We start from the raw sequence: 24,561 nt of genomic DNA, 5'->3' as shown, positions 1-24,561 counted from the left end.
CGGGCCCTCGTGACAAGTCATGGGTCACGCTGTCGTGCACGGCATCGCTCCTGTCGTCGGTCACCTTTCGATGGTCCCACGTCCACTGGGGTGATCGATGCCGGGGTCTTGCTGTTGTGGGCGGTTCCCGACGGGATGTCGGGCTGGTGTCGGCATGGGTTTCGGCATGGGCCTCGGCATTGGTGTTGGCATGGGCGTCGGCAGGGCTGTCGGCGTCGGCGGCGTCCGGCGTTGCCGGGTCGCGGTTCCGGCGTGCTCTCGCCGCGGAACCGGCGCGCCTTGTCGTGAAGTGGATCACCACCGAATACCATCGCCGCCTCGCGGCGTCCCGTGCCAGCGCGCCTCCCGTCGGGCCCGCGGCGCGGCGGCGTACGCTTCACCCATGGCACCCAGCCGCGCGGACGACCCGCGGGAGTTCGCGGAGGCCGTCGCCGCCCTGACGGCGTCGCCCCTTCCGGCCGCGATCGAGCTCGACGCGCTGCCCTCCCCGGTGAACCTCGCCCCCTTCGCGCACGCCGTCGGCGGCGCCGTGGTCGGTACCGACCAGGCCGGCGCCGAGGAGGACCTGGCCAGCGGCCGCCTGGTGCTGCTGCACCGCCCCGGCGGCTTCGAGGAGTGGCGCGGCGCGTGGCGCTTCGTGGTGCTGGTCGAGGCGGACCTGGAGGCGGAGATCGCCGAGGACCCGCTGCTGGCCGAGGTCGCCTGGTCCTGGCTGCTGGACGCGCTGGCCGAGCACGGCGCGCCGTTCACCGCCGAGGGCGGCACGGTCTCCCGCTCGTCCTCGCGCGGCTTCGGCGGCCTGGCCGGCCGGCCGGCCACCACGGCGGTGGAGGTCCGCGCGTCCTGGACGCCGGTCCCCGGGCCCGAGGGCATCGACTTCGGCGCGCACCTTCAGGCGTGGTGCGCTCTGATGATGATGTGCGCGGGTCTGCCGCCGGAGTACGAGGGCGTGGCGAACCTGCCGCCGGCCGGCTCGCGCCGGTGACTCTGCTTGATGTGGTGAGGCGACGCTTGATGCGGTGAGGCGACTCCGGCCCCACCGTTGGCTTCGAACACTTCTGCTACTTCAGCGCCGCCGGACGCTCCGATCTCATTGCGTTACGCCGGGGTCACCTGATCGGCGCAGCCGGTTCCACCGGACGGCGCAGCCCTCGACACCTTCGGTCCGTCGCGCCCCATCGGTCGCGGAACTGCACGTCCGACGCTTGCGGACCAGATCTGTCACGCTGCGTAGCGACATCGAGCCCTGTGTGACCATCCTTCTCTGAAGCCGATATCACCGCAGGTCAGGGCGCATTTTCGGATAATCATATGCCCGACACCGTCCCGTTCTGTGAACTTGCGAGCATTAGCCCTAAAGGTGCCTGCTTGATCTGCCGATGACCTGAATGGACCGATCCGCTACCGGCGGACGCGGCGCCTGAGCACAAGCTCGCAGCACCCCCAGGAGGAGGTTCGGTGTCGGTACTCGTCGACAACACCGCCAACCTGATCGCATACCGGCCGGCGCGCCTGACCGCGATGGTCGTCGTGGCCGACCCCCGCGTACGCCAGTCGGTGACCCGGCACCTGTGGGCGCTCGGCGTCCGCGACGTGCTCGAGGCGCAGACCGCCGCCGAGGCGCGGAGCCGGATGTCCGCCACCCGCGATCTGGCCGTCGTGGACATCCACCTGCCAGACGGCTCGGGACTACAACTACTGGCCGAGATGCGGGCCGCGGGCTGGGCCGGCGGCCTGGCCGTGTCGGCCGCCGACGACGCCGGCGCGGTCCGGGCCGCCCTGGCCTCCGGCGTACGCGGCTTCGTCATCACCGGAGCGCGCCCGGTCGCCGCCGGCCGCCCGGGGCTGACCGGCGTGCACGCCGCCAGCGCCAACCGGGTCCGCCCGGCCGGCGGCCTGCCACCGGGCGCGGCCGCCCTGGCCGGGGCCAACGGCGCCGCGCAGGCCGCGCACGCGGGCTGCCGCGACCTGTCGGCCCGCGAGATCGAGGTGCTGCGGCTGGTCGCCGACGGCCGCTCGAACAAGGCCATCGGACAGGCGATGGGCCTGTCGGCGCTCACCGTGAAGAGCCACCTGGCGCGCATCGCCCGCAAGCTGGGCACGGGCGATCGGGCCGGCATGGTCGCGGTCGCGCTGCGCGGCGGGACCATTCACTGACGGCGGTCGTTACTGTAAGGGCGTGACGAGTTCCAGTACGCCGGGCGGACCGGCGAGCCCCGAGCCGCTCCCGCCGGCCGCCGACGCTCCGCTCGGCCTGGTCCCGCTGCTGGAACCGCGTGAAGGCCTGCCGCCGGTCACGGACACCGCGGCGGCGCTGGCCGCCGCCGTCGAGGCGCTGGCGGCCGGCACCGGCCCGGTCGCCGTGGACGCCGAGCGGGCCAGCGGCTACAAGTACAGCCAGCGCGCCTACCTGGTCCAGATACGCCGCCAGGGCGCCGGCACGTTCCTCATCGACCCGATCGCCTGCCCGGACCTGTCGGCCCTGGCCGGCGACGGCCCGGCCCTGGCCGGCGCCGAATGGGTGCTGCACGCCGCCTCCCAGGACCTGGCCTGCCTGGCCGAGGTCGGCATGCGCCCGCCGGCCCGCCGCGCCGACGGCACCGGCGGGCTGTTCGACACCGAGCTCGGCGCCCGCCTCGGCGGCCACGAGCGCGTGGGCCTGGGCCCGCTGGTCGCCGAGGTGCTGAAGCTGGAGCTGGAGAAGGGCCACTCGGCCTCGGACTGGTCCACCCGGCCGCTGCCGGAGGCCTGGCTGCGCTACGCGGCCCTGGACGTCGAGGTCCTGGTCGAGGTCCGCGACATCATCGAGGACGAGCTGCGCGGCGCGGGCAAGCTGGACTGGGCCCGCCAGGAGTTCGACGCCGTCGCCAGCGCCCCGCCGCCCAAGCCCCGCGCCGAACCCTGGCGCCGCACCTCCGGCCTGCACAAGGTTCGCCGCCCCCGCCAGCTCGCGGTGGTCCGGGCCCTGTGGGAGGCCCGCGACGAGCTGGCCCGCCGCCGCGACATGACGCCCACCCGGGTCCTGCCCGACCAGGCGATCATCGACTCGGCCCTGTCCCTGCCCGGCACCGCGCCCCAGATGCGCGCCATCCCGGGATTCAGCGGCCGCATGCGCTCCGGCGACGTCCCGCGCTACTTCGAGGCCCTGACGAAGGCCCGCCAGCTGAAGGACGCCGAACTCCCCAAGCCCGGCGCCGCCCCCAGCGACGGCCCGCCCCCGGTGCGCGCCTGGGCGGACAAGGACCCGGTCGCCGCCGAACGGCTGACCGCGGCCCGCGAGGCCGTCGGCACCCTGGCCGCGGAGCACTCGCTGCCGGTGGAGAACATGCTGGCGCCGGACTCGCTGCGCCGCCTGTGCTGGACCCCGCCGACGCCGGCCCCGAGCGACGAACAGGTGGCGGCCTTCCTGAGCGCGGCCGGCGCCCGGCCGTGGCAGGTGGCGCTGACGTCGAAGACGATCGGCGAGGCGCTGCGGGAGGTGGCCGGGCGGGAGCGGGTCGCGGGGGAGTAGGCGCAGGGGAGCAGGGCGTCAGGCCTCAGTCCTTCGGCGCATTCGTGGTGTCGTAGGACTCCCGGTGCTTCTCGATGGTCTCGGCGTTGTCCGCGGCCCAGTTCACCAGCTCCAGCACCGGCACCAGCAGGCTGTGCCCCAACTCTGTGAGCTCGTACTCCACCCGTGGCGGCACCTCGGCGTAGACCGTCCGCGAGATCAGCCCGTCGCGCTCCAGCTGCCGCAGGTTCAGCGTCAGCATCCGCTGGGAGATCCCGCCGATCGACGCCTGCAAAGCGCCGAACCGCTTGGGTCCCCGGTTCAGGCTCCCGATGATCATCAGGCTCCACTTGTCGCCGATCCGGTCCAGCACTCCGCGCACGAAGCGCCCCTCCGGCCCGGCCTCCTGGCACGCCACCGGCGGTTCCAACCGTGTTCCGGTCATCTGCCCTGCTCCCGTTCCTTGCTGGACGGTCACATCCATGTGCCTGGCCGCACTTCGATGTGCCTTTTGTAGAGCGCTCAACAATCACCCATCATAAGCCACATACGAAAGGTAACCATCAAGCTTAGGGAGTTTCCGTGGCCACGCTGCTGCACATCGACGCCTCTCTGTTCCCCGGCGAGGCCAGCGCCTCCCGGACCGTCACCGCCGCCTTCGCCGACGCCTGGCGCCAGGCGCACCCGGACGGCACCGTCGTCCACCGCGACCTCGCCGCCGACCCGCTGCCGCACATCGACGCGGTGACCGTCTCCGCGGCCTTCTCCGACCCGGCCACCCACACCGAGGCCCAGGCCGCCGCGCACGCCGCCCGCCTGGCCCTGATCGAGGAGGCCGAGGCCGCCGACGCGATCGTCATCGGCGCCCCCATGTACAACTTCGGGCTCGCCTCCTCGCTGAAGGCGTGGATCGACCAGATCATCCTGATGGGCCGGACCTCCGGCAGCCCGGAGGCGCAGTCGCTGGCCGGCAAGCCGGTCGTGATCGTGGCCTCCCGCGGCGGCTCCTACGAGCCGGGCACGCCGCGCGAGGAGATGGAGTTCGTGAAGAACTACCTCGCCGGAGTCCTGTCCGCGCACCTGGGCATCACGCCGGAGTTCATCACCATCCAGCTCACCCTGGCGCCGACCGTCCCGGCGATGGCCGACCTGATCCCGCTGGCCGAGCAGTCGCGGGCCGAGGCGCTGGAGCAGGCCGACGCGAAGGCGCGTGAGCTGGCCGCGCGGCTGTCGGGGGACCCGGTCGCGGTCTGAGGCGACTCTGCAAGAACGACGGCGGGTGCGGCCCTGTCCAAGCGGGCCGCACCCGTCTTTTGCTCGCTCTGCCCCACTTTCATTCCCCGTGACCGCAGTCACCTCCCCCCGCGCTCGCCGAACCTTGTTACTCGTGAGTAGCATGGTCGCAGAACCGTTCCGTGTGGAGGAGAGCCAACGTGCCTCAGACCCAGAGGGCCGTGCGACAAGTCGTGTTCGTCGACGGCGTCCGTACCCCGTTCGGCAAGGCGGGCCCCAAGGGCGTCTATGCCGAGACCAGGGCGGATGACCTGGTCATCCGCTGCATTCGCGAGCTGCTGCAGCGCAACCCGCAGCTGCCGGCCGAGCGGGTGGACGACGTGGCCATCGCCGCCACCACCCAGATCGGCGACCAGGGCCTGACCATGGGCCGGGTCGCGGGGCTGCTCGCGGGCCTGCCCAAGACCGTCCCCGGCTTCTCGATCGACCGCATGTGCGCCGGCGCCATGACCGCCGTGACCACCACCGCCGGCGGCATCGCCTTCGGCGCGTACGACGTGGTCGTGGCCGGCGGCGTGGAGCACATGGGCCGCCACCCCATGGGCGAGGGCGTGGACCCCAACCCGCGCATCGTCGCCGAGAAGCTGGTCGACCCCTCGGCGCTGGTCATGGGCTCCACCGCGGAGAACCTGCACGACCGCTACCCGGAGCTGACCAAGGAGCGCTGCGACGCCTTCGCCGCCGCGTCCCAGGAGAAGTACGCCAAGGCGCTGGCCGCCGGCAAGTTCCAGGACGTCCTGGTCCCGATGTCGGCCCGGCACGCGGAGAAGGGCTACGCCCTGGTCACCGCGGACGAGCCGCCGCGCCCCGGCACCACCGTGGAGGACCTGGCCGCGCTCAAGACCCCGTTCCGGGTCCGCGGCCGCGTCACCGCGGGCAACGCCGCCGGCCTGAACGACGGCGCCACCGCCTGTCTGCTGGCCGCCGAGGACGTCGCCGAGGAGCTGGGCCTGCCGGTCCGCATGCGCCTGGTGTCCTACGCCTACGTCGGCGTCGAGCCCGAGGTCATGGGCATCGGCCCGGTCCCGGCCACCGAGAAGGCCCTGGCCAAGGCCGGCCTGACCATCGAGGACATCGGCCTGTTCGAACTGAACGAGGCCTTCGCGGTGCAGGTCGTGGCCTTCCTGGAGCACTTCGGCATCGCCGACGACGACGAGCGCGTGAACCCCTTCGGCGGCGCGATCGCCATGGGCCACCCGCTGGCCTCCTCCGGCGTGCGGCTGATGACCCAGCTGGCGCAGCACTTCGAGGAGCACCCCGAGGTCCGCTACGGCCTCACCTCGATGTGCGTGGGCATCGGCATGGGCGGAACGGTCATCTGGGAGAACCCGCACTGGACTGGAGAGAGCAAGTGAGCCAGGACCTTACAGCTCTGGCGACAGAGCTCTTCCCCGACGAGGTCGTCACCAAGGCCCCGGTCCAGTTCTTCGACCTGCCCGGGCACTCCGGCAAGTTCGCGCTGATCACGCTGGACAACGGCTTCGACCACACCAAGCCGAACACCTTCGGCCCCGGCGGCCTCGTTCAGCTGGGTCAGGCCATCGACTCCGTCGAGGCGGCCGCGAAGAGCGGCGAGATCGTGGGCGTCGGCGTCACCGGCAAGCCGTTCATCTTCGCGGTCGGCGCCGACCTCAAGGGCGTCGAGGTCGTGAAGAACCGCGAGCAGGCCCTGGCCATCGCGCAGGCCGGCCACGACACCTTCAAGCGCCTGAGCGCGCTGCCGGTGCCCTCCTTCGCGTTCGTCAACGGCGCGGCCATGGGCGGCGGCGTCGAGGTGGCGCTGGCGTGCACCTACCGCAGCATCTCCTCCGGCGTCCCGGCGCTGGCGTTCCCCGAGTGCTTCCTCGGCCTGGTCCCCGGCTGGGGCGGCTGCACGCTGCTGCCCAAGCTGATCGGCCCGGACGCCGCGGTCACCGTCATCATCGAGAACGCGCTGTCGCAGAACCGGATGCTCAAGGGCCCCAAGGCCTTCGAGCTCGGCATCGCCGACGTGATGTTCGAGCCGGTCTCCTTCCTCGAGGAGTCCCTCGCCTGGGCCGAGAAGGTCATCAACGGCTCGGTCACGGTGGAGCGCAAGGAGTTCTCGGCCGAGGACTACGCCGCCGCCGTGGCCCGCGGACGTCAGGTCGCTGATTCCAAGGTGCACGGCGCCGCCCCGGCTCCGTACCGCGCCCTGGACATCATCGAGAAGATGGCCACCGCCTCCAACGACGAGGGCTTCGCCCTCGAGGACGCGGCGCTCGCCGATCTGATCATGACGAACGAGCTGCGGTCCGGCCTGTACGCGTTCAACCTGAACCAGAAGCGGGCCAAGAAGCCGTTCGGCGCGCCGGACAAGGCGCTGGCCCGGCCGGTGACGAAGGTCGGCGTGGTCGGCGCGGGCCTGATGGCCTCGCAGTTCGCGCTGCTGTTCGTGCAGCGGCTCCAGGTGCCGGTCGTGATGACCGACATCGACCAGGAGCGCGTGGACAAGGGCGTCGGCTACGTGCACGAGCAGATCGGTCTGCTCCAGCTCAAGGGCCGCCTCAACCAGGACCAGGCGAACCGTCTCAAGGCTCTGGTGTCCGGCTCGCTGACCAAGGACGCGTTCGCCGACGCCGACCTGGTCATCGAGGCCGTCTTCGAGGAGATGTCGGTCAAGCAGCAGGTGTTCGCCGAGGTCGAGGCCGTGGTCCGCCCGGACTGCGTGCTGGCCACCAACACCTCCTCGCTGTCGGTCACCGAGATGGCCTCCAAGCTCCAGCACCCCGAGCGGGTCGTCGGCTTCCACTTCTTCAACCCGGTGGCCGTGCTGCCGCTGCTGGAGATCGTGCGCGCCGAGCAGACCGACGACGCCTCCCTGGCCACCGCCTTCGCGGTCGGCAAGACCCTGAAGAAGTCCTGCGTGCTGGTCAAGGACGCCCCGGCGTTCGTCGTGAACCGGCTGCTGACCCGCTTCCTGGGCGAGGTCACCGCGGCGGTGGACGAGGGCACCCCGATCGAGGTCGCGGACCGCGCCCTGGAGCCGCTGGGCCTGCCGATGTCGCCGTTCGTCCTGCTGGAGCTGGTCGGCCCGGCGGTGGCCCTGCACGTCGCCGAGACGCTGCACACCGCCTTCCCGGACCGCTTCGCGGTCTCGCCGAACCTGGCCAAGCTGGTCGCGGCCGGCAAGAAGGCGATCTACAAGTGGGACACCGGCGTGCCGGTGATCGACCCGGAGATCCTGGAGCTGTTCCAGCCGGGCGACTCCCCCTCCACCGAGGAGCAGCTCCGCGACCGCGCGCTGAAGGCGATGGCGCAGGAAGTGGACCTGATGCTGACCGAGGGCGTGGTCGGCGAGGCGCAGGACATCGACCTGTGCATGCTGCTCGGCGCCGGCTGGCCGTTCCACCTCGGCGGCATCACGCCGTACCTGGACCGCACCGGGGTCTCGGAGGTTGTCACCGGCCACCGATTCCTGGCCCCCGGAGTGGCTTCCCTCCCCGAATAAGGGTACTTAGAGTGAGGGTGCCCCTGTCCCCCGCCGGGCAGGGGCACGCTCTTTTCTCATGTCTTCCTGACAAGTCCCTGAGTCAGCGTCCAGGATCTGACATACCGTTCATGTTCGGCGACGAGCGGCGCGAACAGCAACTGCTCGGTCGCACCCCGCACACGTTCGGTCATACGGTCACCCACTTTCGACCGCAGCCGCCCGGCGGCCCGCCGCGCCGCCGGCCGGCACGCGAGGTCCAGCAGCGCCCCGCCGAGCAGCGCGACGATCGCCACGAGCAGCGGAAACGAGACCGGACCGGTGTCGGGCAGACTGGAGTCCCTGCCGCCGCCGGAGGCCGCGTAGGCGATCGCGCCGCCGAGCCCGACGAGCGCCGCCGTCAGCAGCATCCAGTGCAGCACCTGCACGGCGGTCCACCAGCGGGGGATCAGCCGCGGCCCGACTTCCGTACCGGACAGCGTGGAGTCCAGGGTGTCGGACAGGCTCTTCACACAGCGATCGCCGATCCGGCGCATCTCCTTGGCCCACAGGGCGGGCAGCTCCTCGGCGACGTGGGCCACGGCTTCGGAGACGGCGTGCTCGACGTCGCCGTGCTGGATCGGGGGCGGCGTCGGCTCGCCGGCCACCGCGCCGGCCCAGGGGGAGTAGCGCGCCTCGTCGCCCCCTCGGGCGCGATGTATCAGGGTCCTCACCGCATGGCGCACCGGCCAACCGGTGACAAGCGAGGCTCGACGCCGGTAGACGGCGTCTATGAGGTCTGACAGGGCGTCCATGCTGGTGCTGTCGCCTATAGCTACGAACGCGGCGGATTTCGCTTGCGGCGTAAGGCTTTCCGGGATGCGGCCGGCGCGCGGCGTGAGCTCGGCGGCGATCAGGGTGGCGGCGCGGTCGACGTCCGCGTCACTGCGCAGGAGCGCGGCCTGCTTGCGGCGGACGCGCGTCGCTATCAGTTCCCTGAGCTGCTGAAGCCCTTCGCCGGTACGGGTCGAGGTCACCAGGATCGGCACATCGGCGAGCCCTGATTCGGTGAGGATCCTGCTCAGATCCGCGGCACAGGCCCGCGCGTCCACCGCCGCCAACTCGTCGCTTTTGTTGAGGACGACCACCAGGCTCTCCTGGTGGTGGTCCAGGTGGCGCAGGTACCGCTCGTGCCAGGAGGCGTCGGCGTACTTCTGCGGGTCGGTGACGAACAGCAGCAGGTCGGCGGCAGCGGTCGCGCGGTCGGTCTCGTCACGGTGCGCCCGCACGGCGGAGTCGTGGTCGGGCAGGTCGATCAGGACCAGCGGCGCCAGCTCGGGTTCGGCGGTGCGGGTGGCGCCGTCCAGAAGCGAGCCTCGCAGGATCCTGTTACCGCCCCCGACCCCGATCCGATCCAGCAGCGCCGAGGACGCCTCGGCGTTCGCCGGGTCCCAGATGCACGCCAGGCCGGTGGTCGTCGTCGGCCGGATCGCGCCCACCGGGGCGAGCTCGAAGCGAATCAGGGCATTGAACAGCGAGGATTTCCCGCTGCCGGTCGCCCCGGCGATGGCGGTGACGACGTGCTCCGGCGACAATGCGATGCGCTCGTGCACCCTGCGCAGGATGCGGTCCGCCTCCCGGGCGGTGAAGTCCGACAGGCGGCCCTCGGTCTCCTTCAGCAACGCCTCCAGCGTCGCCAGCCTCCTGGTGAGCGCCTGCGCACCGCCGTCCTGCGCCGTCTCGACGCCCCTGCTCGCAATCTCGGCGCTCATCTCAGCCTTCCTCGTTCCGGGCCCGGGCCACCGCCGCGCGGGCCTCGGCGAGTGCCTGGGCCTGGCGGGGGTCGAGGGCGTGGGCGGCCAACTGGGCGCGGTGGGACTCGGCGGCGCGGTCCAGGAGGCGCGCGTTGCCGTCTTTCAGGGAGGTGGTGGCGGTGGCCAGCAGACGTTCGGCGGCTTCGGAACCGACCATGGTGTGCAGCAGGCCGAGCGCGGCCGAGGCGGCCGGGTCCTCTTCACGCGCGGCTTCGGTTTGCTCGTCGCCAACCCCGCCACCGGCAAGCGCCGCCACCCCCAACACCAACGCCGCACTCCGGATATGGGCACCGGCCGGCCCGATGGTGCGCGTGGTCCGCCGCGAATGCGCCTGATCGAGAATGACGGCCGGCAGATGATCGAGCCACTCCGCAGCCGCCCGCGCCGGATCGGTACCCGATGCCGCACGCCCAGCCCGCCGCGCAGCGTCATCGCCACTGCCCGCCTCAGGCGCCCCCGGCGTCAGCTCCCACTGATCAGAGGTCTTGCGCGCAGCCCGCTCCAACGCCCCGCGATACCCCCGCGCAACGGCCTCGACAAGAGCCGCCCGCAACGGCGCGGTGGCGGCATCATGCGCCGTGGGGTTGTGAAAGCGCGCACTCCAATCCGCCTCAGCCCGCTTACGCCGCCGACTCTTCTTGCCCCCGTCATCCGCCCCGAACAGAGCACTGACACGCCCCGAACCCAACAACTCCTGCCAACGAATCCGCACCTCACCCCCCAACAACTCCCCGGCATCGACAGCCCCCCGGAACCTCACCCGTTCAGCGGTATGCACCCTCTCCAAGCCCTGATGCAATACCTGTAGAGCAAGCCACTGCCCCTCCCAAGCATCAGCAAGCTCCTGAACAAGCCTGTCAACGGAATCGAGCCGCCCGGCCACCCCGAGCATCCCGATCCGCACCCGCCCCGCGGTGTCCGCCCCCGCATCCCTGAGCCACCCGAGCAACCCCGCGACCGCCGCCTCCGGCACGAGCGGGGGAGTGTTTCCGATGTCCCCGATCCCCATGCCAGACGCGGTAACAGATACGCCAGACGCAGTAACAGATGCAGTAGCAGATACAGAGACTTCAGCACCCGACGCAGGCCCGAGCCCACCGTTGTCTCCGGCCCCTGACTCGACTGCGGCCAGAGCTTCGGACCCGACTTCGGGCGCGGCGCCTGACCCGACTTCGGGCAGAGCTTCCGACCCGGCTTCGGGCGCGACCTCAGCCCCAGCCTGTCCCTCAGTTTCAGCCTGTCCCTGAGCCCCAGCCTGTTCCTCAGATTCAGCCTGTCCCCCAGACTCAGCGGTTCCCCCAGACTCCGGCCCGGACTCAGCCTCCCCCTCAGGCCCCGGCCGACCCCGACCCGCCCCCTCAGACTCACCCCGAGCCGCTATGCCTCCCCCAGACCCGGGTGCGGACCCAAAGCCATCTCCATCTCCGCCCCGACCCCCAACCTCAATCCCCGTCCCTCCGGCAGGCCCGCCCGCGCGCCCGAGCCCGCCGTTTCCATAGCCGCCCTCGCCCGGGGCGCCGCCCCCAACGTCAGCCGTGCTCTCGCCCTGCCCTCCGTCCAAGTAGAGAGCACCGCTGCCGCCAAGGAACGCGCCCCGGGCTGGGGCTCCCTCCCCGTCCGCCTGACCTCGCGCCTGCACTGCGCCCGCCCCGCTGTCCCCAACCTCCTCCACCACGAAGAAGGGAACCGCCCCCAACCCATTCACCCGCAACAACTCGACGAAGGCCCCCGAAACCTCCTCCACAACCCCCGCCCCAACCCGCCCCAACACCACGACGACCGGAACCCCCAGCGCACCGACCCGCCGCAAAACCCGCCACACAGCAGCATCCGCATACCGCTCAGCGCTCACGACCACCACAACGACGTCCGCGGCCCCCACGACCGCCACGTCGCCATCCACGGTGTCCACCAGCGCAACACCACGAGGGAGGGAGGGGGAGGGGAGGGGGAAAGAAAGCAAAGCACCAAGCTCAACCCCGACCCGCGCACCCAACCCCGCCTCGCCGCCCACGCGCGCCGCCCCGGCCTGCCCCGCCGCCACCTCGGCCAACGCCGCAGCTGCTTCGGCCATCTCCGCGGCCGGCTCGCCCTGTTCTGCCGCTGGCCTGGGCTGCTGCTCTGCTGGTTCGGTCAGTCTTGCCGCTGGTTCGGACTGCTTCGCCGCCAGCTCGGCCTGTTCTGCCGCCGACTTGGTCTGCCTCTCCGCTGGTTCGGACTGACCGGCCGCCGATCCGGCCTGCCCCTCCGCTGGTTTGGCCTGAGCTGCCGCCGACCGGGCCAGCTCCGCCGCCGATGGCGACTCATCCGCGGGCACCGAATCCTCTGCACGCTCCGCCGCTTCGGCGCGCGCCGGCTCAGCGTCCGGCATCCCTTCCGCAGGGGCCGACGCCGATGTGTCTGCGGGCGCTGATGCTTCGGTCGGTGCCGCAGCCTCGGCGCGTACCGATGCCTCGGCCGGCACCAAGGCGCCGTCGGACTCCGCCTCGCCGCCAGAACTCGGCGCGTCGGCGGGCACTGGCTTTTCAGCAGACCCCGACTCATCAGCAGCGATCGGCGCCTCAGCGATCGCCATTGCGTCGGAACGCCCCGACCCGCCGCCGGGCTCCGCCGCGTTGTCGGACATCGCTTCGCCCACGGCTCCCGGAGCTTCGGCGGGCACCGATTCCCCGGTGGCGATCGTTGCCTCAGGGCCTACTGGTGCGTCGGCGTGCTCCGGCTCGGCGCCCGGCAACGCTTCGCCATCAGGCGTCGGCGCCTCGTCCGGAGATCCGTCGGAGTCGACCGGCTCGTCGACCGGCTCGTCGACCGTCTCGCCGGCCGCATCGCCATCCCCGCTCGCAGACTCCGGCGTCTCCGCCATCCCCGCCAAGTCCCCCGGGTGGCACACCAAAACCGCCGCGCGCGTCGTCGGCCGCAGTGGCCCCGTTGCCGACAGTGTTGCGCCGGCGAGGGCGTTCAGCAGGGTTGACTTGCCTACGCCGGTGGGGCCGGCCAGGGCGCATAGGAGGGGGGCGTCGGGGGTGCGGAGTCTGGGGAGGATTGCTGCTTGGAGGATGTGCTCGATTTCCGTGCGGGCTCGGCGTGCCGGCTCGGTGGTGGGGAGTTCGAGGGGGAGGGTGATGGCGGTGACCGCTGACAGGAGTGCCGTCGTCGCCTCTATGAGGGCGTTCGGCGGGTGCTCGATTTGGTCGGTGCCGCCGGTCGCCGTGTTGTCTGTGACCGCCACAGCGCGAAGCATGCCGGAAGTGGCGCGTGCGGGGAACCTGGTTGGTCAAATCGCGGTGGGGGCGTGTTGAGGGCACAAATTCACAAGGGTTGTTGATGGGGTTGTTGGTGGGTTTTTGGGTGGCTGCGGGTCAGGTGCGGGTGGCGCCCGGTTCGGGGTCGCGGGTCAGCGTTGCCAGTCTCAGCTCCAGGCCGTCGAGGACTGCTGCGAGGCCGACTTCGAATGCGCGGTCGTCGATCTCGCGTTGGTGCTCGGCGAGGAGGTGCGCTTGGTCCAGGTGCGGGTAGACGCCTGCGTAGACCGATGCGTCGGCGGGGAAGCTGGCCGCGAACGAGCCCAGGGCCGAGCCGATCACCAGTGAGCGCATCAGGGCGCCGATGCTCGTGGCCTCGCGGCGGGGCCAGCCGGCGGCGACCAGGCCGCCGAAGACCGCGTCGGCGATGTGGAGCTGTGCCGGGCGGCGGCCTGAGCCGCGGGCCAGGGCGGGGACCACGTTCGGGTGCGCTGCCAGCGCCTCACGATACGAACGCGCCCACGTCGCCACCGCGCCGCGCCAGGCAGGGCCGTCGCCGCGGGTGTCTGGGCCCCCAGCGCGGCCCGCGACCGCGCCCGCGCCCGCGCCAGCCTCAGCCCTAGCTCTAGCTCCAGCCCCAGCCCCCAAAGCAGCGAAAGCCGAGACATCCACCCCCGCCACCACACTGTCGACCACCGCGTCGATCAGCTCATCCTTCGTCGCCACGTGGTTGTACAGGCTCGGCCCGCTCACCCCCAGCTCCGCCGCCAGCCGTCGCGTCGACAAAGCCTCCAGCCCCTCGGCGTCGACCAAGGCCAGCGCCGCGGCGACGATGCCGTCGCGGCTGAGCAGCGGCGTCCGTGGCCGAGCCATACGCGTCTCCCTCTCCTCGCGGCGTGCGTGCGCGCTTGCGCACCCCAGTAAATCCCGCCGGCAAACCTTGCGCCGCTAGTTTCGCGCGACTACGTTCAAGAAAACTCCCGGCGCTAGTTTCCGCAACCCCGCAACCCCGAGGTGTCCGATGGACCTGTCCCTCACCGACGAGCACGAGGCGATCCGCGCGCTGGCCGCCGATTTCGCCGACCGCGAGCTCATTCCGCACGCCGCGGAGTGGGACCGGGCCGAGGCGGTGGACCGGTCCGTCGTGAAGCGGCTCGGGGACCTGGGTTTCCTGGGGATGACCATTCCCGAGGAGTACGGCGGGTCCGAGGGCGACCATCTCTCGTACTGCCTGGTCATGGAGGAGCTCGGGCGCGGGGACACCGCTGTGCGGGGCATCGTCTCGGTCTCGCTCGGCCTGGTCACCAAGCCGCTGCTGGCCTATGGGACCGAGGAGCAGAAGCGGAAGTGGATCCCGCGGCTCACCGCCGGTGACGCGCTCGGCTGCTTCGGGCTCACCGAGCCCGGCAACGGCTCCGATGCCGGCCACCTGAAGACCAAGGCGGTGCGCGACGACCAGTCCGGCGACTGGCTGCTCAGCGGCTCGAAGCTCTTCATCACCAACGGCACCTGGGCCGACGTCGCCCTCGTCTTCGCCCGCACCGGTGACAAGGACGGCCGGCCCGACGACGGCCCGCGCGGCATCACCGCCTTCCTCGTCGCCACCGACACCCCCGGCTTCCAGGCCCGCGAGATCAAGGGCAAGCTGGGCTTGCGCGGGCAGGCCACCGCCGAGCTGATCCTGGACGAGGTCCGGGTGCCGGACGCGGCCCGCCTCGGGGACGTCGGCCAGGGCTTCAAGATCGCGATGTCCACGCTCGACAAGGGCCGCATGTCGGTGGCCGCCGGCTGCGTCGGCCTGATCCAGGCCTGCCTGGACGCCTCCGTCGGCTACGCCGCCGAGCGCGACCAGTTCGGCAAGCCGATCGCGAACTACCAGCTCGTGCAGGAGATGCTCGCCGACATCTCCGTCGACCTGGACGCCGGCCGGCTGCTGGTCTGGCGCGTCGCCGACCTCATCGAACGCGGCCTGCCCTACGCCACCGCCGCCTCCACCGCCAAGCTCTTCTGTTCCGAGGCCGCGGTGCGCGCCGCCAACAACGCCATCCAGGTCTTCGGCGGCTACGGCTACATCGACGAGTACCCCGTGGGCAAGTACCTGCGCGACGCCAGGGTCCTGACCCTGTACGAAGGCACCTCCCAGATCCAGAAGCTGCTGCTGGGGCGGGCCCTGACCGGGGTCAGCGCCTTCTGAGACCCGCGGCGCCTTCTGAGATCATGAGCACCCCGACAGGAAGCGAGCAGGCATGACCTCCCTATCGCTGGCCAGCGTCCTCGCCGAACCGGCCTGGCGCCGGCCCGACCGGACCGCGCTGGTCGAGGGCGACCGCCGCTACACCTTCGCCGAGCTGTGGGGCCAGGTGCTCCACCAGGCCGGCGCGCTCGTCGAGCAGGGCGTCCGGCCCGGCGACAAGGTCGCCCTGATGTGCCCGAACACCGCCGAGTTCCCGCGCGCCTACTACGCGATCCTCGCCGCCGGCGGCGTCGTGGTCCCCGTGCACCTGCTGCTCACCGCCGGCGAAGCCGAGACCGTGCTGCGCGACAGCGGCGCCACTGTCGTCATCGCGCACGCCATGTGTGCCCAGACCGCGGCCGAGGCCGCCGCGAAGACCGGCGCGCTGGTGCTCACCGCGGGACCCGGCGGCCGTCTGGAGGAGCTCACCGAGCAGGCCACGCCCCTGCCGACCTTCCTCACCCGGCGGCCCGAGGACCCGGCGGTGATCTTCTACACGTCCGGCACCACCGGCACGCCCAAGGGTGCCGTCCTGTCCCACCTCAACCTGGTGATGAACGCGACCACCGACGCCTACGACGCCCGCGACGAGGTCCGCCGCGACGACGTCGTCCTGGCCTCGCTGCCGCTGTTCCACACCTTCGGCCAGACCGTCAGCATGAACGCCACCTGGCGCCTGGGGGCCACAGTCGTCCTGCTGCCCCGTTTCGACCCCGACGCCGCCATCGCGCTCATGGTCAAGGAGCAGGTCACCACCTTCCACGGCGTCCCGACGATGTACGTCACGCTCATCGAGGCGGCGGCGCGGGCCGAGCGGATGCCGACGCTGCGCCGCTGCGTCTCCGGCGGCGCCTCGCTCCCGGTGCCGGTGCTGGAGCGCTTCGAGGCGGCGTTCGGCGCGAAGGTGCTGGAGGGCTACGGCCTGTCCGAGACCTCGCCGGTGGCCTCGGTGAACCAGCTCTCGATCGGCACCCGCGCCGGGACCGTCGGCCATCCGCTGTGGGGCGTGGACGTGGAGATCGCCGACGCGGACGTCCTGGACGCCGTCAAGCTGCTGCCGCGCGGGGAGCTCGGCGAGATCGTGATCCGCGGCCACAACGTCTTCACCGGCTACCTGGGCCGCCCCGAGGCCACCGCGGCCGCGGTCGTGGACGGCTGGTTCCGCACCGGCGACCTGGGACGCCGCGACGACGACGGCTTCATCTCGATCGTCGACCGCACCAAGGACCTGATCATCCGCGGCGGGTTCAACGTCTACCCGCGGGAGGTCGAGGACGCGCTGCTGCGCATGCCGGGCCTCACCGAGGTCGCGGTCATCGGCGTGCCCGACGACGTCCACGGGGAGGAGATCGTGGCCGTCGTGGTGGCGGGGGAGGGCGTGCCCTCGGCCGAGGAGATCCTCGCCTACGGCGACGAGCACCTGGGGCGGCACAAGTATCCGCGCCGGGTCGAGTTCGTGGACGCGCTGCCGCTGGGGCCCAGCCACAAGGTGCTCAAGCGGGAGCTGCGCGAGCGTTTCGGGACGGCCGCGGGCTCAGGGACGGCTAAGGACTCAGCGACGGCTACGGGCTGACCGCGAGGATCAGGTACCCGGCGCACAGCACCAGGTGCGCCCCGCCCTGGACCAGCGTCGCCCGGCCGCGGACGAAGGTCAGCGTGCCGACGGCGACGGTCATCGCCAGCAGCACCATGTGGCTGGCGTCCAGGCCCAGGAGCAGGGGCGTGGACAGCCAGATGGTGGCCACGGCGATGGCCGGGATGGTCAGCCCGATGCTGGCCATCGCCGATCCCAGCGCCAGGTTCAGGCTGGTCTGCACCTCGTCCCGCTGCGCCGCCCGGACCGCCGCGATCGACTCCGGCAGCAGCACCATCAGCGCGATCACGACGCCGACCACCGAGGCCGGCAGCCCCGCGCGGTCCACGCCGCGCTCGATCGTCGGCGAGACGCCCTTGCCCAGGCCGACCACCGCGACCAGGGCCAGCAGGAGCAGGATCAGGCTGTTCAGGGCTTGGCGGTCGGTCGGGGGCTCGCCGCCGTAGTCCTCTCCGTCGTAGTCGGCCAGATCGAAGTCGTCCTCGCTCTCGGCCTGGCTGCGGGCATGGGCCGCGGCCGCGGCCGTGGCTTTGGCGCCGGGGGCGGCGCCGGCGGCCGCGCCGTCCTCGTCCTCGCTGTCGACCGGCAGGTAGTCGGGCCGGTGGCGCACCGTGAGCGCGCTGATGAACAGCCCGTACACCGCGATCGAGGCCAGCGCGGCGAAGCTCAGCTGGGTGTCGTTGAACTCCGGCCCGGGCTGCGAGGTGGTGAAGGTCGGCAGGACCAGGGTCAGCCCGGCCAGCGTGATGATCGCCCCGAACACGGTCGAGGTCCCGTCCGCGTTGAACAGCGCCAGCCCTCGCTTCAAGGCCCCCAGCAGCAGGCACAGGCCGGCGATGCCGTTGCAGGTGATCATCACGGCCGCGAACACCGTGTCCCGGGCGAGCCCGGCGCCCTTGGCCCCCTTCGCCGACATCATGGTGATGATCAGCGCCACCTCGATGACGGTCACCGCGACCGCCAGCACCAGCGATCCGAACGGCTCGCCGACCCGGTGCGCGACCACCTCCGCGTGGTGCACCGCGGCCAGGACCGCGCCGAACAGGAACGCCGCGATGATCGCGACCACCCACGACGGCATGTCGCGCCCCCACGTGAACGCCAGCAGCACGATGGCCAGCACCGGGAGGACGTTGGACCACACGGCCCACGCGGGCAGGCGCTGCTCGGCTGAGGTGCTCATCGCAGGCCACGATCAGGCAGCGGCGCGGGCCGGGCCAAGTCGGTTCGTCCGAACGGGTAACGGCCTCGGGCGGACCGGCCCCGCGGCCGCGCTGAGAACGGCGGTGGCGGCGGCGTCCTCACAGGCACCGCCGCCACGTTCACAACAGCCGCGAGCGCTCCTAAGAAGCCAAGGAGCCTAAGGAGCCTAAGAAGCCCGCACCCCGTGCAGCGCGGCATAAGCCCCGTCCCGCGCCACCAGTTCGTCGTGCGTCCCGGTCTCCACGATCCGTCCGCCCTCCATCACCACGATCTGGTCGGCGTTGCGCACCGTGGACAGCCGGTGCGCCACGACGAACGTGGTGCGCCCGCTGACCAGCCGGCCCAGGGCCTCCTGGATCAGCCGCTCGGACTGCGTGTCCAGCGCCGAGGTGGCCTCGTCCAGGATCAGCACCCTGGGGTCGCGGACCAGCGCGCGGGCGATCGCCAGGCGCTGCTTCTGCCCGCCGGACAGCCGGGCGCCCTTCTCTCCGACGCGGGTGTCCAGGCCGTCGGGCAGGCGCTCGACGAACTCCAGGGCGTTGGCGTCGCGCAGCGCCGTGCGCAGTTCGTCGTCGTCCACGCCGGTCAGGCCGTAGAGGACGTTGTCCCGGATCGTCCCGTCGAACAGCGTCGTCTCCTGCGGCACGATCGACAGGTGCTTGCGGTACGTCCGCAGGTCCAGGCCGGCCATGTCGCGGCCGTCGAGCAGGATGCGGCCGCCGGTCGGCCGGATGAAGCCGATGACCAGGTTCAGCACCGTGGACTTGCCGGCTCCGGAGGCGCCGACGAAGGCGACCGTCTGGCCGGGGGCGACCACCAGGTCGAAGTCGGCGACCGAGGGGCGGTCGGCGTCGGGGTACTCGAAGCGGGTGCCCTCGAAGCGGAACTCGCCGCGGACCGACTCCACGAGCTCGCGGCCCTCGTTCTCCTCGATGTCCGGGGCCTGCAGGACCTCGCCGACCGAGCGCACCGAGGCCAGGCCGCGGGTGATGACCGGCGTCAGGTTCATCAGCGCGGTCACCGAGCCGACCAGCGTGGTGAAGAACGCGCTGAGCATCACCACGTCGCCGGGCGAGGTGCCCAGCGCCCCGGTGTACGCCGCCCACGCCGCCCCGGTCAGGCAGGCCACGCCCATGAAGTTCAGGGCGATCCAGGCCATCGCGCCGAACGTGCCGTTGACGAGGTCCAGGCGCAGCCCGGCGGCCAGCACGCGGCGCAGCGTGCCGTCGACCCGGCGGTAGGCGTCCCGCTCCAGGCCGTGCGCCCGGGTGATCGGGATCAGATGGGTCATCTCCACGACCCGGGAGGACAATTGCTCCACTTCCGCCCGGAAAGACTCATTGTCCTGTTTCATCGGTTTGCGCAGCGCCATCGCCAGCACCACCGTGACCGGCACCAGGCCGGCGAACACCGGCAGCCAGATCGGAGCCCGGAAGGCGATGATGACCGTCGCGCCGACCATCGTCACCAGCGCGCCGATGCCGGTGTCGGAGGTCTGCTGCGCGGCCTGCTCGATGGCCTCGACGTCCCGGATCACCTTGGCCTGCAGCACCCCGGCGCTGACCCGCGAGTGATAGCCGATCGTGAGGTGCTGCAGCCGCCAGACCAGAGCCGACCGCAGCCGGACGCCCATGCGCCGGATGGAGTGGCTGAAGCAGCGGACGTACAACAGATGTCCGGGAAGGTTGAACAGGAGCAGTAGGAGGAGAATGCCCGAATCGATCCAGAGGCCGGATATCGGGCGGTGCTTCACCACGATGTCGATGACGTCCGCGGTCACCAGGGGAAGCAGGAAAGTGGGGCTGTGCTTGACGAAATAGGCGAGCACACCCAGGGCCAGGCGGCCCCGGTCCTCCCGGAAGAGGTAGGCGAGCGTGCGGATCGGGTGCTCGCCGCGGTAGTGGTGGTCGAGGGGATCGGCGGATGGCAAAGCCATGAACGCACTCCGCGAATACTTGCAGGCCGACGGGATATACGGATCAAGTCTTCCAGAGTGCGTCGAGCCCTGTCAGCCGCGTTTCGAGCCGTGGTCCGGTGCTCGGGTGTTGTCTCATGTCCGCCGACTTTGCCGGGACTTTCTGGTCCGCCTCCCCCCTAGGGGGCTATGGTGGTCCGGACCTAACGGTGAAGCGGAGGCTACAAACATGGTGACGTCGCCCAAGGAAGCGGCCCATCGCGCGCCGAAGAAGTACGTTCCGGTTTCCCGGACGGCGATGACGGTGACGCTGGCGACGGCGGCCGCGGGATCGGTGGCTCTGCTGCCGACCGCAGAGGCTGACCCGAATGCGAACATCAACGACGTGAAGGCTCAGGTGGACAAGCTCCACCAGGAAGCCGAGCAGGCGTCGGAGGCCTACAACGAGGCCAACACGAGCCTGTCGGATCTGCAGCACAAGGTGGACCAGCTGCAGGCCCGCATCACCGCCGAGCAGAGCTCGCTGAACTCCGCCCGCAGCGCGCTGGGCGGCCTGGCCGCCGCGCAGTACGAGTCGGCCGGCGTGGACAGCACTCTGCAGCTGATGCTCACGCAGTCTCCTGACCAGTACCTGCAGCAGGCCACGGCCATGGCCCAGGTGACCGACGGCAAGAAGGCCACCATGGCCAGCGCCGCGGAGATCCAGCGCCAGCTGAACCAGGACAAGGCCAGCGCCAGCGACCAGCTGGCGATGCTGGCCAAGACCCGGACCGTGATGGCGCAGCAGAAGTCGGACATCGACACCAAGGAGCAGCAGGCGCAGAACCTGCTGGACCAGCTCACCGCCTCCCAGCGCCAGCAGTACAACCGGATGGTCGCCACCAGCAACAGCTCCAGCAGCGGCGTCTCCCAGTCGGTCATCAACAACCTGCCGGTCCCGAGCGACCCGCGCGCGGCGATAGCCGTGGCGTTCGCCAAGGCACAGGTGGGCAAGCCCTACATCTGGGCGGCCGCCGGCCCGAACGCCTATGACTGCTCCGGTCTGACGATGGCCGCCTGGGGCAAGGCCGGCGTGGGGATGGCGCACGGCTCGCGCGACCAGTACGCCGCGTTCCCGAAGGTCTCGGAGTCCCAGCTGGAGCCGGGCGACCTCGTCCTGTTCTACTCCGACATGCACCACATCGGCATATACGTCGGCAACGGCATGGTGGTCCACGCCGGCAGCCCCAGCTCCGGTGTGCAGTACATCCCGATGAACGAGATGCCCGCCACGGGCTTCGTGCGTCCGTAAGGGTTTCGCGCTTTCCGCGATGACGGGCCGGTCTCGGGTGACGAGCCGGCCCGCACTGTTTCGCAGAACCCTTAGCTACTTCCCTGTGCCCGTCTCGCGGATGCCGATCCACTCGTCCCGCAGGACCGCCCAGATCTGCATGTCCTGCCGCTCCCCGTTGTACGGGTACGCCGACCGCAGGGTCCCCTCAAGCGTCATCCCCACCCGCTCGGCGACCGCCCAGCTGCGTGCGTTGCGTGGATCGCAGTGCCATTCGGCGCGGACCAGGCCGCGCTCGATGAGAGCGTGGTCGAGCAGCAGCCGGACGGCGGCGGTGACCAGGCCGCGGCCCTGCCCGGCCGGCTCGGTCCAGACGCCGATCTCGCAGGTGCCGTTCGCGGCGTCGAACTTCGGGTACATGCAGCCGCCGACCAGGGTGCCGCGGTCCCAGATGCCGAACAGGCGGCCGGTGTCGGCGGCCTGCTTGTCGGCGTAGCGCTGGAGCGTCGCGCGGGCGCCGGACAGGTCGGAGGAGACGGCCGCGAAGCCGATCCAGCGGTCCACCTGCTCGCGGGCGCGCTCGATGTGCGCGAAGAACTCCTCGGCCTGCCACACCTCCAGGGGGCGCAGCTCGGCGGCGTCGGTCAGCGGTAATGCGAACACGGCAAGGAGCGTAGCGGCCCTGCTCCCATTACGCGGGCCCGGTGAACCCGGGTCCGGTCAAGATTTGGTGACGGTCACCACGTCCCCGGTCGAGGACGAGGCGTTCACCGTGATCGTCACCCCGGCGGACGAGTCGCGGAACGACTGCCCGGGCTCGTAGGCGCCCCAGTCCACCGCCTCGCCGCAGGCCTTCGTCAACGGCGCGTCCGGCGAGGAGTTCTGGACCCGGACCGGTCCGCTGCCGCTGACGGTCGAGGAGTCCACCTGGTAGATCACGACCCCGCCCTTGCAGATCCCCTTGTCGACGCCGTAAGGCCGGCGTGACTCCGCGACGTACGCCGTCGTGTCCCCGGTCCGGACCACCGCGATCTTCGTCCCGCCCAGCGACTCCACCTGCTTCAGCCGCACGGAGAACGACCCGGGCGAATCAAGGCACGCCACCTGCGAGTCGGCCAGCCACCCGATCTGCCAGTCCTCCCACCCGAAGTGGTGCGGCGCGTCGCCGTTGATGTTCCCCATGACGTCGAACCCGCCGACCCAGTGGTGGACGTCCGGGTCCGTGAACGAGTACAGGTCGGGCAGCCCGAAGGTGTGCGAGGTCTCGTGGATCAGCACCTTGGGTCCCCAGACGTACATGTCCTGCCCGAGGGTGACGCCCCACTTCATCTCCTTGCCGTCGACGACCAGGTTCGGCTGCTTCGGGTCGAAGACGTAGGCGGGGGAGAAGGTGATGGCCGTGGCGTTCTTCGGCGGCACGATGTAGATCATGTCGAACTTCGACAGGTCCACGTACGGCGCCGCCAACTCCCCGGCCTGCTTCACGTACAGCGCCTGCTGCGGCCAGCTGATCCCGCGTTGGAAGGCGTACGACGCCGAGTCCTGCGGCATCCGCAGCCAGTGCTTCACCGGGGTGATGCTCAGGTTCACCGCGCCCGCGGAGAACTGCGTCATCAGGTCGTGCGCCGGAGCCAGGAACCTGGAGTAGTAGTCGGTGGATTCCACGGCGGGCTCGTCGGGGAAGTCGACGAACAGCATCGCGGCCTTCAACGTGCCCTGCGGCCGCTGGAACTGGTTGTAGTCGGTGGCCCGGCCCTCGCTGGTCCAGCCGTCCGGGTTCGGCAGGGCGCACCGGCTGCTCGGATCACGGTCGACCCGATGATCGGCCCGGACCGGTCCGGCGCCGACCATCGGGACCAGCGCGGCTAACAGCGCCACCGCCCAGGCCAGACCGGTCAGGCGGACCGCTCGCCGGGAACCGGGCCGGCGGTGGAGCGTGCGCATGCGGATCCTTCCGTCTGGGAGTTGGTGACGCGGAGCGGAACTGCCCGCCGGAGACGGATGCACACCTAACTTCGTCCTCCTGGCGACGGGTGATCCTCCAAAGGAGGTAACAAAACGGAGCTGTGGTGTTGAAAGTAGGACTAGCTGCCCGGTGGACTCGGCCCGGTAAGGGGTAACCTGCCCGCATGCTCAACACGCACCGCCTGCGCATCCTGGCCGAGATCCACCGGTCCGGGAGCATCGCGGGGGCGGCGCGCGAGCTGCGGTTGTCCCCGTCGGCGGTGTCGCACCAGCTCTCGCAGTTGGAGAAGGAGGCCGGGGTCAGCCTGGTCGAGCGGGGGGCGCAGAGCCTGCGGCTCACCGCCGCCGGCCGACGCCTGTCGCTGCGCGGCCAGGAGATCCTGGCCCTGCTCGACGCCGCCGAGAAGGACCTGATGGCGCACTCCCGCGCCGACACCGGCCATCTGTGCATCGGCTACTTCGCCTCGGCGGGCCGCCGCCTGGTGCCGCAGGCGCTGTCCCGGTTCGCGCACCGCTACCCGGCCGTCGAGCTGGACCTGGTCGAGGGGCAGCCGCACGAGCTGGCCCCGGCCGTGCAGCAGGGCGAGATCGACGTCCTGGTGATGTTCGAACACGCGCTGGACCCGTGGAGCCCGCCGGAGGGCGTCGAGGTCCGCGAGCTGTTCAACGACCCGCAGCTGCTGGTCGTCCCCACCGGCCACCCGGCCGGCCGCCGCGGCCAGGTCCGGCTGGACGAGCTCGCCGGTGAGCAGTGGATCACCAGCTTCGGCACCGGCTCACCGGTCCTGTCGGTGCTGGAACGGGCCTGCGCGTTGGAGGGCTTCGTCCCCAACATCCGCTGCCGCAGCGACCACTACGAGGTCATCACCGGCCTGGTGCGCGCCGGGCTCGGCATAGCCCTGATCCCGAGTCTGGGCATCAGCGACACCAGCGGGGTCGAGACCACGCGCATCTCCGGCCCGCGGCTGTACCGCAAGATAGGCGTCGCCTCCCGTCCCACGAACCCGAACCCGGTCCTGGCCTCGTTCCTGGCGTATCTGGCGTCCACGGCGGCGAACCTGCGCGCCGCGCACTGAATCTCCTCAGCATCTCGTCGGCGATCCCGTGCAACCGCC

18 protein-coding genes and 1 pseudogene are annotated in these 24,561 nt (G+C 71.2%); 10 read left to right on the top strand and 9 right to left on the bottom strand.

The features are described 5' to 3' along the window. Positions 1-382: 382 nt before the first annotated feature. From ABIA35_RS30610 to ABIA35_RS30600, 3 genes are all read left to right on the top strand, one after another. Entirely contained in the window at positions 383-985 is a 603-nt protein-coding gene (locus tag ABIA35_RS30610; protein ID WP_370338829.1) for a DUF3000 domain-containing protein, read from the top strand. Between the two features lie 473 nt (positions 986-1,458). After that, a complete protein-coding gene (locus tag ABIA35_RS30605; protein WP_370338831.1) occupies positions 1,459-2,157 on the top strand; it encodes a LuxR C-terminal-related transcriptional regulator in 699 nt (232 codons plus the stop codon). Between the two features lie 22 nt (positions 2,158-2,179). Further along, positions 2,180-3,511 carry an HRDC domain-containing protein gene (locus tag ABIA35_RS30600; protein ID WP_370338833.1) on the top strand — a complete coding sequence of 444 codons (1,332 nt, stop codon included), beginning with the start codon at positions 2,180-2,182 and terminating at the stop codon, positions 3,509-3,511. Between the two features lie 25 nt (positions 3,512-3,536). Here ABIA35_RS30600 and ABIA35_RS30595 read toward each other — a convergent pair whose 3' ends face one another. Continuing rightward, complete coding sequence (locus ABIA35_RS30595; protein ID WP_370338835.1) at positions 3,537-3,935, bottom strand: winged helix-turn-helix transcriptional regulator; 399 nt, start codon at positions 3,933-3,935, stop codon at positions 3,537-3,539. A 137-nt stretch (positions 3,936-4,072) separates the two neighbouring features. Here ABIA35_RS30595 and ABIA35_RS30590 point away from each other — a divergent pair, with 137 nt between their 5' ends. The 3 genes from ABIA35_RS30590 (at position 4,073) to ABIA35_RS30580 (ending at position 8,252) form a co-directional block, all read left to right on the top strand. Beyond that, positions 4,073-4,744: an FMN-dependent NADH-azoreductase gene (locus ABIA35_RS30590; protein ID WP_370338837.1), complete on the top strand. Its 672-nt coding sequence runs from the start codon at positions 4,073-4,075 to the stop codon at positions 4,742-4,744. 179 nt (positions 4,745-4,923) lie between these two features. Next, positions 4,924-6,138 (top strand): acetyl-CoA C-acyltransferase, encoded by a 1,215-nt coding sequence (locus ABIA35_RS30585; protein ID WP_370338839.1) that lies wholly within the window; start codon positions 4,924-4,926, stop codon positions 6,136-6,138. After that, positions 6,135-8,252, top strand: coding sequence for a 3-hydroxyacyl-CoA dehydrogenase NAD-binding domain-containing protein (locus ABIA35_RS30580; protein ID WP_370360147.1), 2,118 nt, complete (start codon positions 6,135-6,137; stop codon positions 8,250-8,252). The genes ABIA35_RS30585 and ABIA35_RS30580 overlap by 4 nt, the downstream gene beginning before the upstream one ends. Positions 8,253-8,308: 56 nt before the next feature. Here ABIA35_RS30580 and ABIA35_RS30575 read toward each other — a convergent pair whose 3' ends face one another. The 4 genes and pseudogenes from ABIA35_RS30575 to ABIA35_RS30560 all read right to left on the bottom strand — a co-directional run bounded on the left by ABIA35_RS30575 (position 8,309) and on the right by ABIA35_RS30560 (position 14,139). After that, on the bottom strand, positions 8,309-9,982 hold the full coding sequence (locus ABIA35_RS30575; protein ID WP_370360146.1) for a GTPase: 1,674 nt from the start codon (positions 9,980-9,982) through the stop codon (positions 8,309-8,311). 1 nt (position 9,983) lies between these two features. Continuing rightward, positions 9,984-11,033 carry a hypothetical protein gene (locus ABIA35_RS30570; RefSeq protein WP_370360154.1) on the bottom strand — a complete coding sequence of 350 codons (1,050 nt, stop codon included), beginning with the start codon at positions 11,031-11,033 and terminating at the stop codon, positions 9,984-9,986. A gap of 1,896 nt (positions 11,034-12,929) precedes the next feature. After that, a pseudogene (locus tag ABIA35_RS30565) lies at positions 12,930-13,265 on the bottom strand (GTPase); the annotation flags it as partial. A 118-nt stretch (positions 13,266-13,383) separates the two neighbouring features. Beyond that, positions 13,384-14,139 carry a TetR/AcrR family transcriptional regulator C-terminal domain-containing protein gene (locus tag ABIA35_RS30560; RefSeq protein WP_370360145.1) on the bottom strand — a complete coding sequence of 252 codons (756 nt, stop codon included), beginning with the start codon at positions 14,137-14,139 and terminating at the stop codon, positions 13,384-13,386. 148 nt (positions 14,140-14,287) lie between these two features. Between ABIA35_RS30560 and ABIA35_RS30555 the strand changes: the two genes are divergently transcribed. Beyond that, positions 14,288-15,460 carry an acyl-CoA dehydrogenase family protein gene (locus ABIA35_RS30555; protein ID WP_370338847.1) on the top strand — a complete coding sequence of 391 codons (1,173 nt, stop codon included), beginning with the start codon at positions 14,288-14,290 and terminating at the stop codon, positions 15,458-15,460. A gap of 52 nt (positions 15,461-15,512) precedes the next feature. Next, positions 15,513-17,072, top strand: coding sequence for a long-chain fatty acid--CoA ligase (locus ABIA35_RS30550; RefSeq protein ID WP_370360144.1), 1,560 nt, complete (start codon positions 15,513-15,515; stop codon positions 17,070-17,072). Here ABIA35_RS30550 and ABIA35_RS30545 read toward each other — a convergent pair. After that, positions 17,062-18,276, bottom strand: a complete 1,215-nt coding sequence (locus ABIA35_RS30545) for a calcium:proton antiporter (protein WP_370360143.1) — start codon at positions 18,274-18,276, stop codon at positions 17,062-17,064. The genes ABIA35_RS30550 and ABIA35_RS30545 overlap by 11 nt on opposite strands. Positions 18,277-18,462: 186 nt before the next feature. After that, positions 18,463-20,232 carry an ABC transporter ATP-binding protein gene (locus ABIA35_RS30540; protein WP_370338853.1) on the bottom strand — a complete coding sequence of 590 codons (1,770 nt, stop codon included), beginning with the start codon at positions 20,230-20,232 and terminating at the stop codon, positions 18,463-18,465. A 208-nt stretch (positions 20,233-20,440) separates the two neighbouring features. Between ABIA35_RS30540 and ABIA35_RS30535 the strand changes: the two genes are divergently transcribed. Further along, positions 20,441-21,502 (top strand): NlpC/P60 family protein, encoded by a 1,062-nt coding sequence (locus ABIA35_RS30535; RefSeq protein ID WP_370338855.1) that lies wholly within the window; start codon positions 20,441-20,443, stop codon positions 21,500-21,502. 75 nt (positions 21,503-21,577) lie between these two features. On the opposite strand, the gene ABIA35_RS30530 is transcribed toward ABIA35_RS30535, so the two are convergent. Beyond that, positions 21,578-22,144, bottom strand: coding sequence for a GNAT family N-acetyltransferase (locus ABIA35_RS30530; protein ID WP_370338857.1), 567 nt, complete (start codon positions 22,142-22,144; stop codon positions 21,578-21,580). Between the two features lie 57 nt (positions 22,145-22,201). Then, positions 22,202-23,425: a peptidase M6 gene (locus ABIA35_RS30525; RefSeq protein ID WP_370360142.1), complete on the bottom strand. Its 1,224-nt coding sequence runs from the start codon at positions 23,423-23,425 to the stop codon at positions 22,202-22,204. Between the two features lie 185 nt (positions 23,426-23,610). Between ABIA35_RS30525 and ABIA35_RS30520 the strand changes: the two genes are divergently transcribed. Beyond that, positions 23,611-24,522 (top strand): LysR family transcriptional regulator, encoded by a 912-nt coding sequence (locus ABIA35_RS30520; protein WP_370338861.1) that lies wholly within the window; start codon positions 23,611-23,613, stop codon positions 24,520-24,522. Positions 24,523-24,561: the final 39 nt, after the last annotated feature.

This window comes from Catenulispora sp. MAP12-49 (genome assembly GCF_041262705.1).
In the GTDB taxonomy this organism is placed as follows: Bacteria; Actinomycetota; Actinomycetes; order Streptomycetales; family Catenulisporaceae; genus Catenulispora.
The sequence above is the reverse complement of the archived record's forward strand: the minus strand, read 5'-3'. Positions and strand labels throughout refer to the sequence as shown.

Bases quoted from the DNA above. Each gene is read 5' to 3' on its own strand.
- ABIA35_RS30610 (WP_370338829.1), top strand. From the start codon at position 383: ATGGCACCCAGCCGCGCGGACGACCCGCGGGAGTTCGCGGAGGCCGTC.
- ABIA35_RS30595 (WP_370338835.1), bottom strand. From the start codon at position 3,935: ATGACCGGAACACGGTTGGAACCGCCGGTGGCGTGCCAGGAGGCCGGG.
- ABIA35_RS30575 (WP_370360146.1), bottom strand. From the start codon at position 9,982: ATGAGCGCCGAGATTGCGAGCAGGGGCGTCGAGACGGCGCAGGACGGC.
- ABIA35_RS30570 (WP_370360154.1), bottom strand. From the start codon at position 11,033: ATGGGGATCGGGGACATCGGAAACACTCCCCCGCTCGTGCCGGAGGCG.
- ABIA35_RS30560 (WP_370360145.1), bottom strand. From the start codon at position 14,139: ATGGCTCGGCCACGGACGCCGCTGCTCAGCCGCGACGGCATCGTCGCC.
- ABIA35_RS30555 (WP_370338847.1), top strand. From the start codon at position 14,288: ATGGACCTGTCCCTCACCGACGAGCACGAGGCGATCCGCGCGCTGGCC.
- ABIA35_RS30550 (WP_370360144.1), top strand. From the start codon at position 15,513: ATGACCTCCCTATCGCTGGCCAGCGTCCTCGCCGAACCGGCCTGGCGC.
- ABIA35_RS30545 (WP_370360143.1), bottom strand. From the start codon at position 18,276: ATGAGCACCTCAGCCGAGCAGCGCCTGCCCGCGTGGGCCGTGTGGTCC.
- ABIA35_RS30540 (WP_370338853.1), bottom strand. From the start codon at position 20,232: ATGGCTTTGCCATCCGCCGATCCCCTCGACCACCACTACCGCGGCGAG.
- ABIA35_RS30535 (WP_370338855.1), top strand. From the start codon at position 20,441: ATGGTGACGTCGCCCAAGGAAGCGGCCCATCGCGCGCCGAAGAAGTAC.
- ABIA35_RS30525 (WP_370360142.1), bottom strand. From the start codon at position 23,425: ATGCGCACGCTCCACCGCCGGCCCGGTTCCCGGCGAGCGGTCCGCCTG.
- ABIA35_RS30520 (WP_370338861.1), top strand. From the start codon at position 23,611: ATGCTCAACACGCACCGCCTGCGCATCCTGGCCGAGATCCACCGGTCC.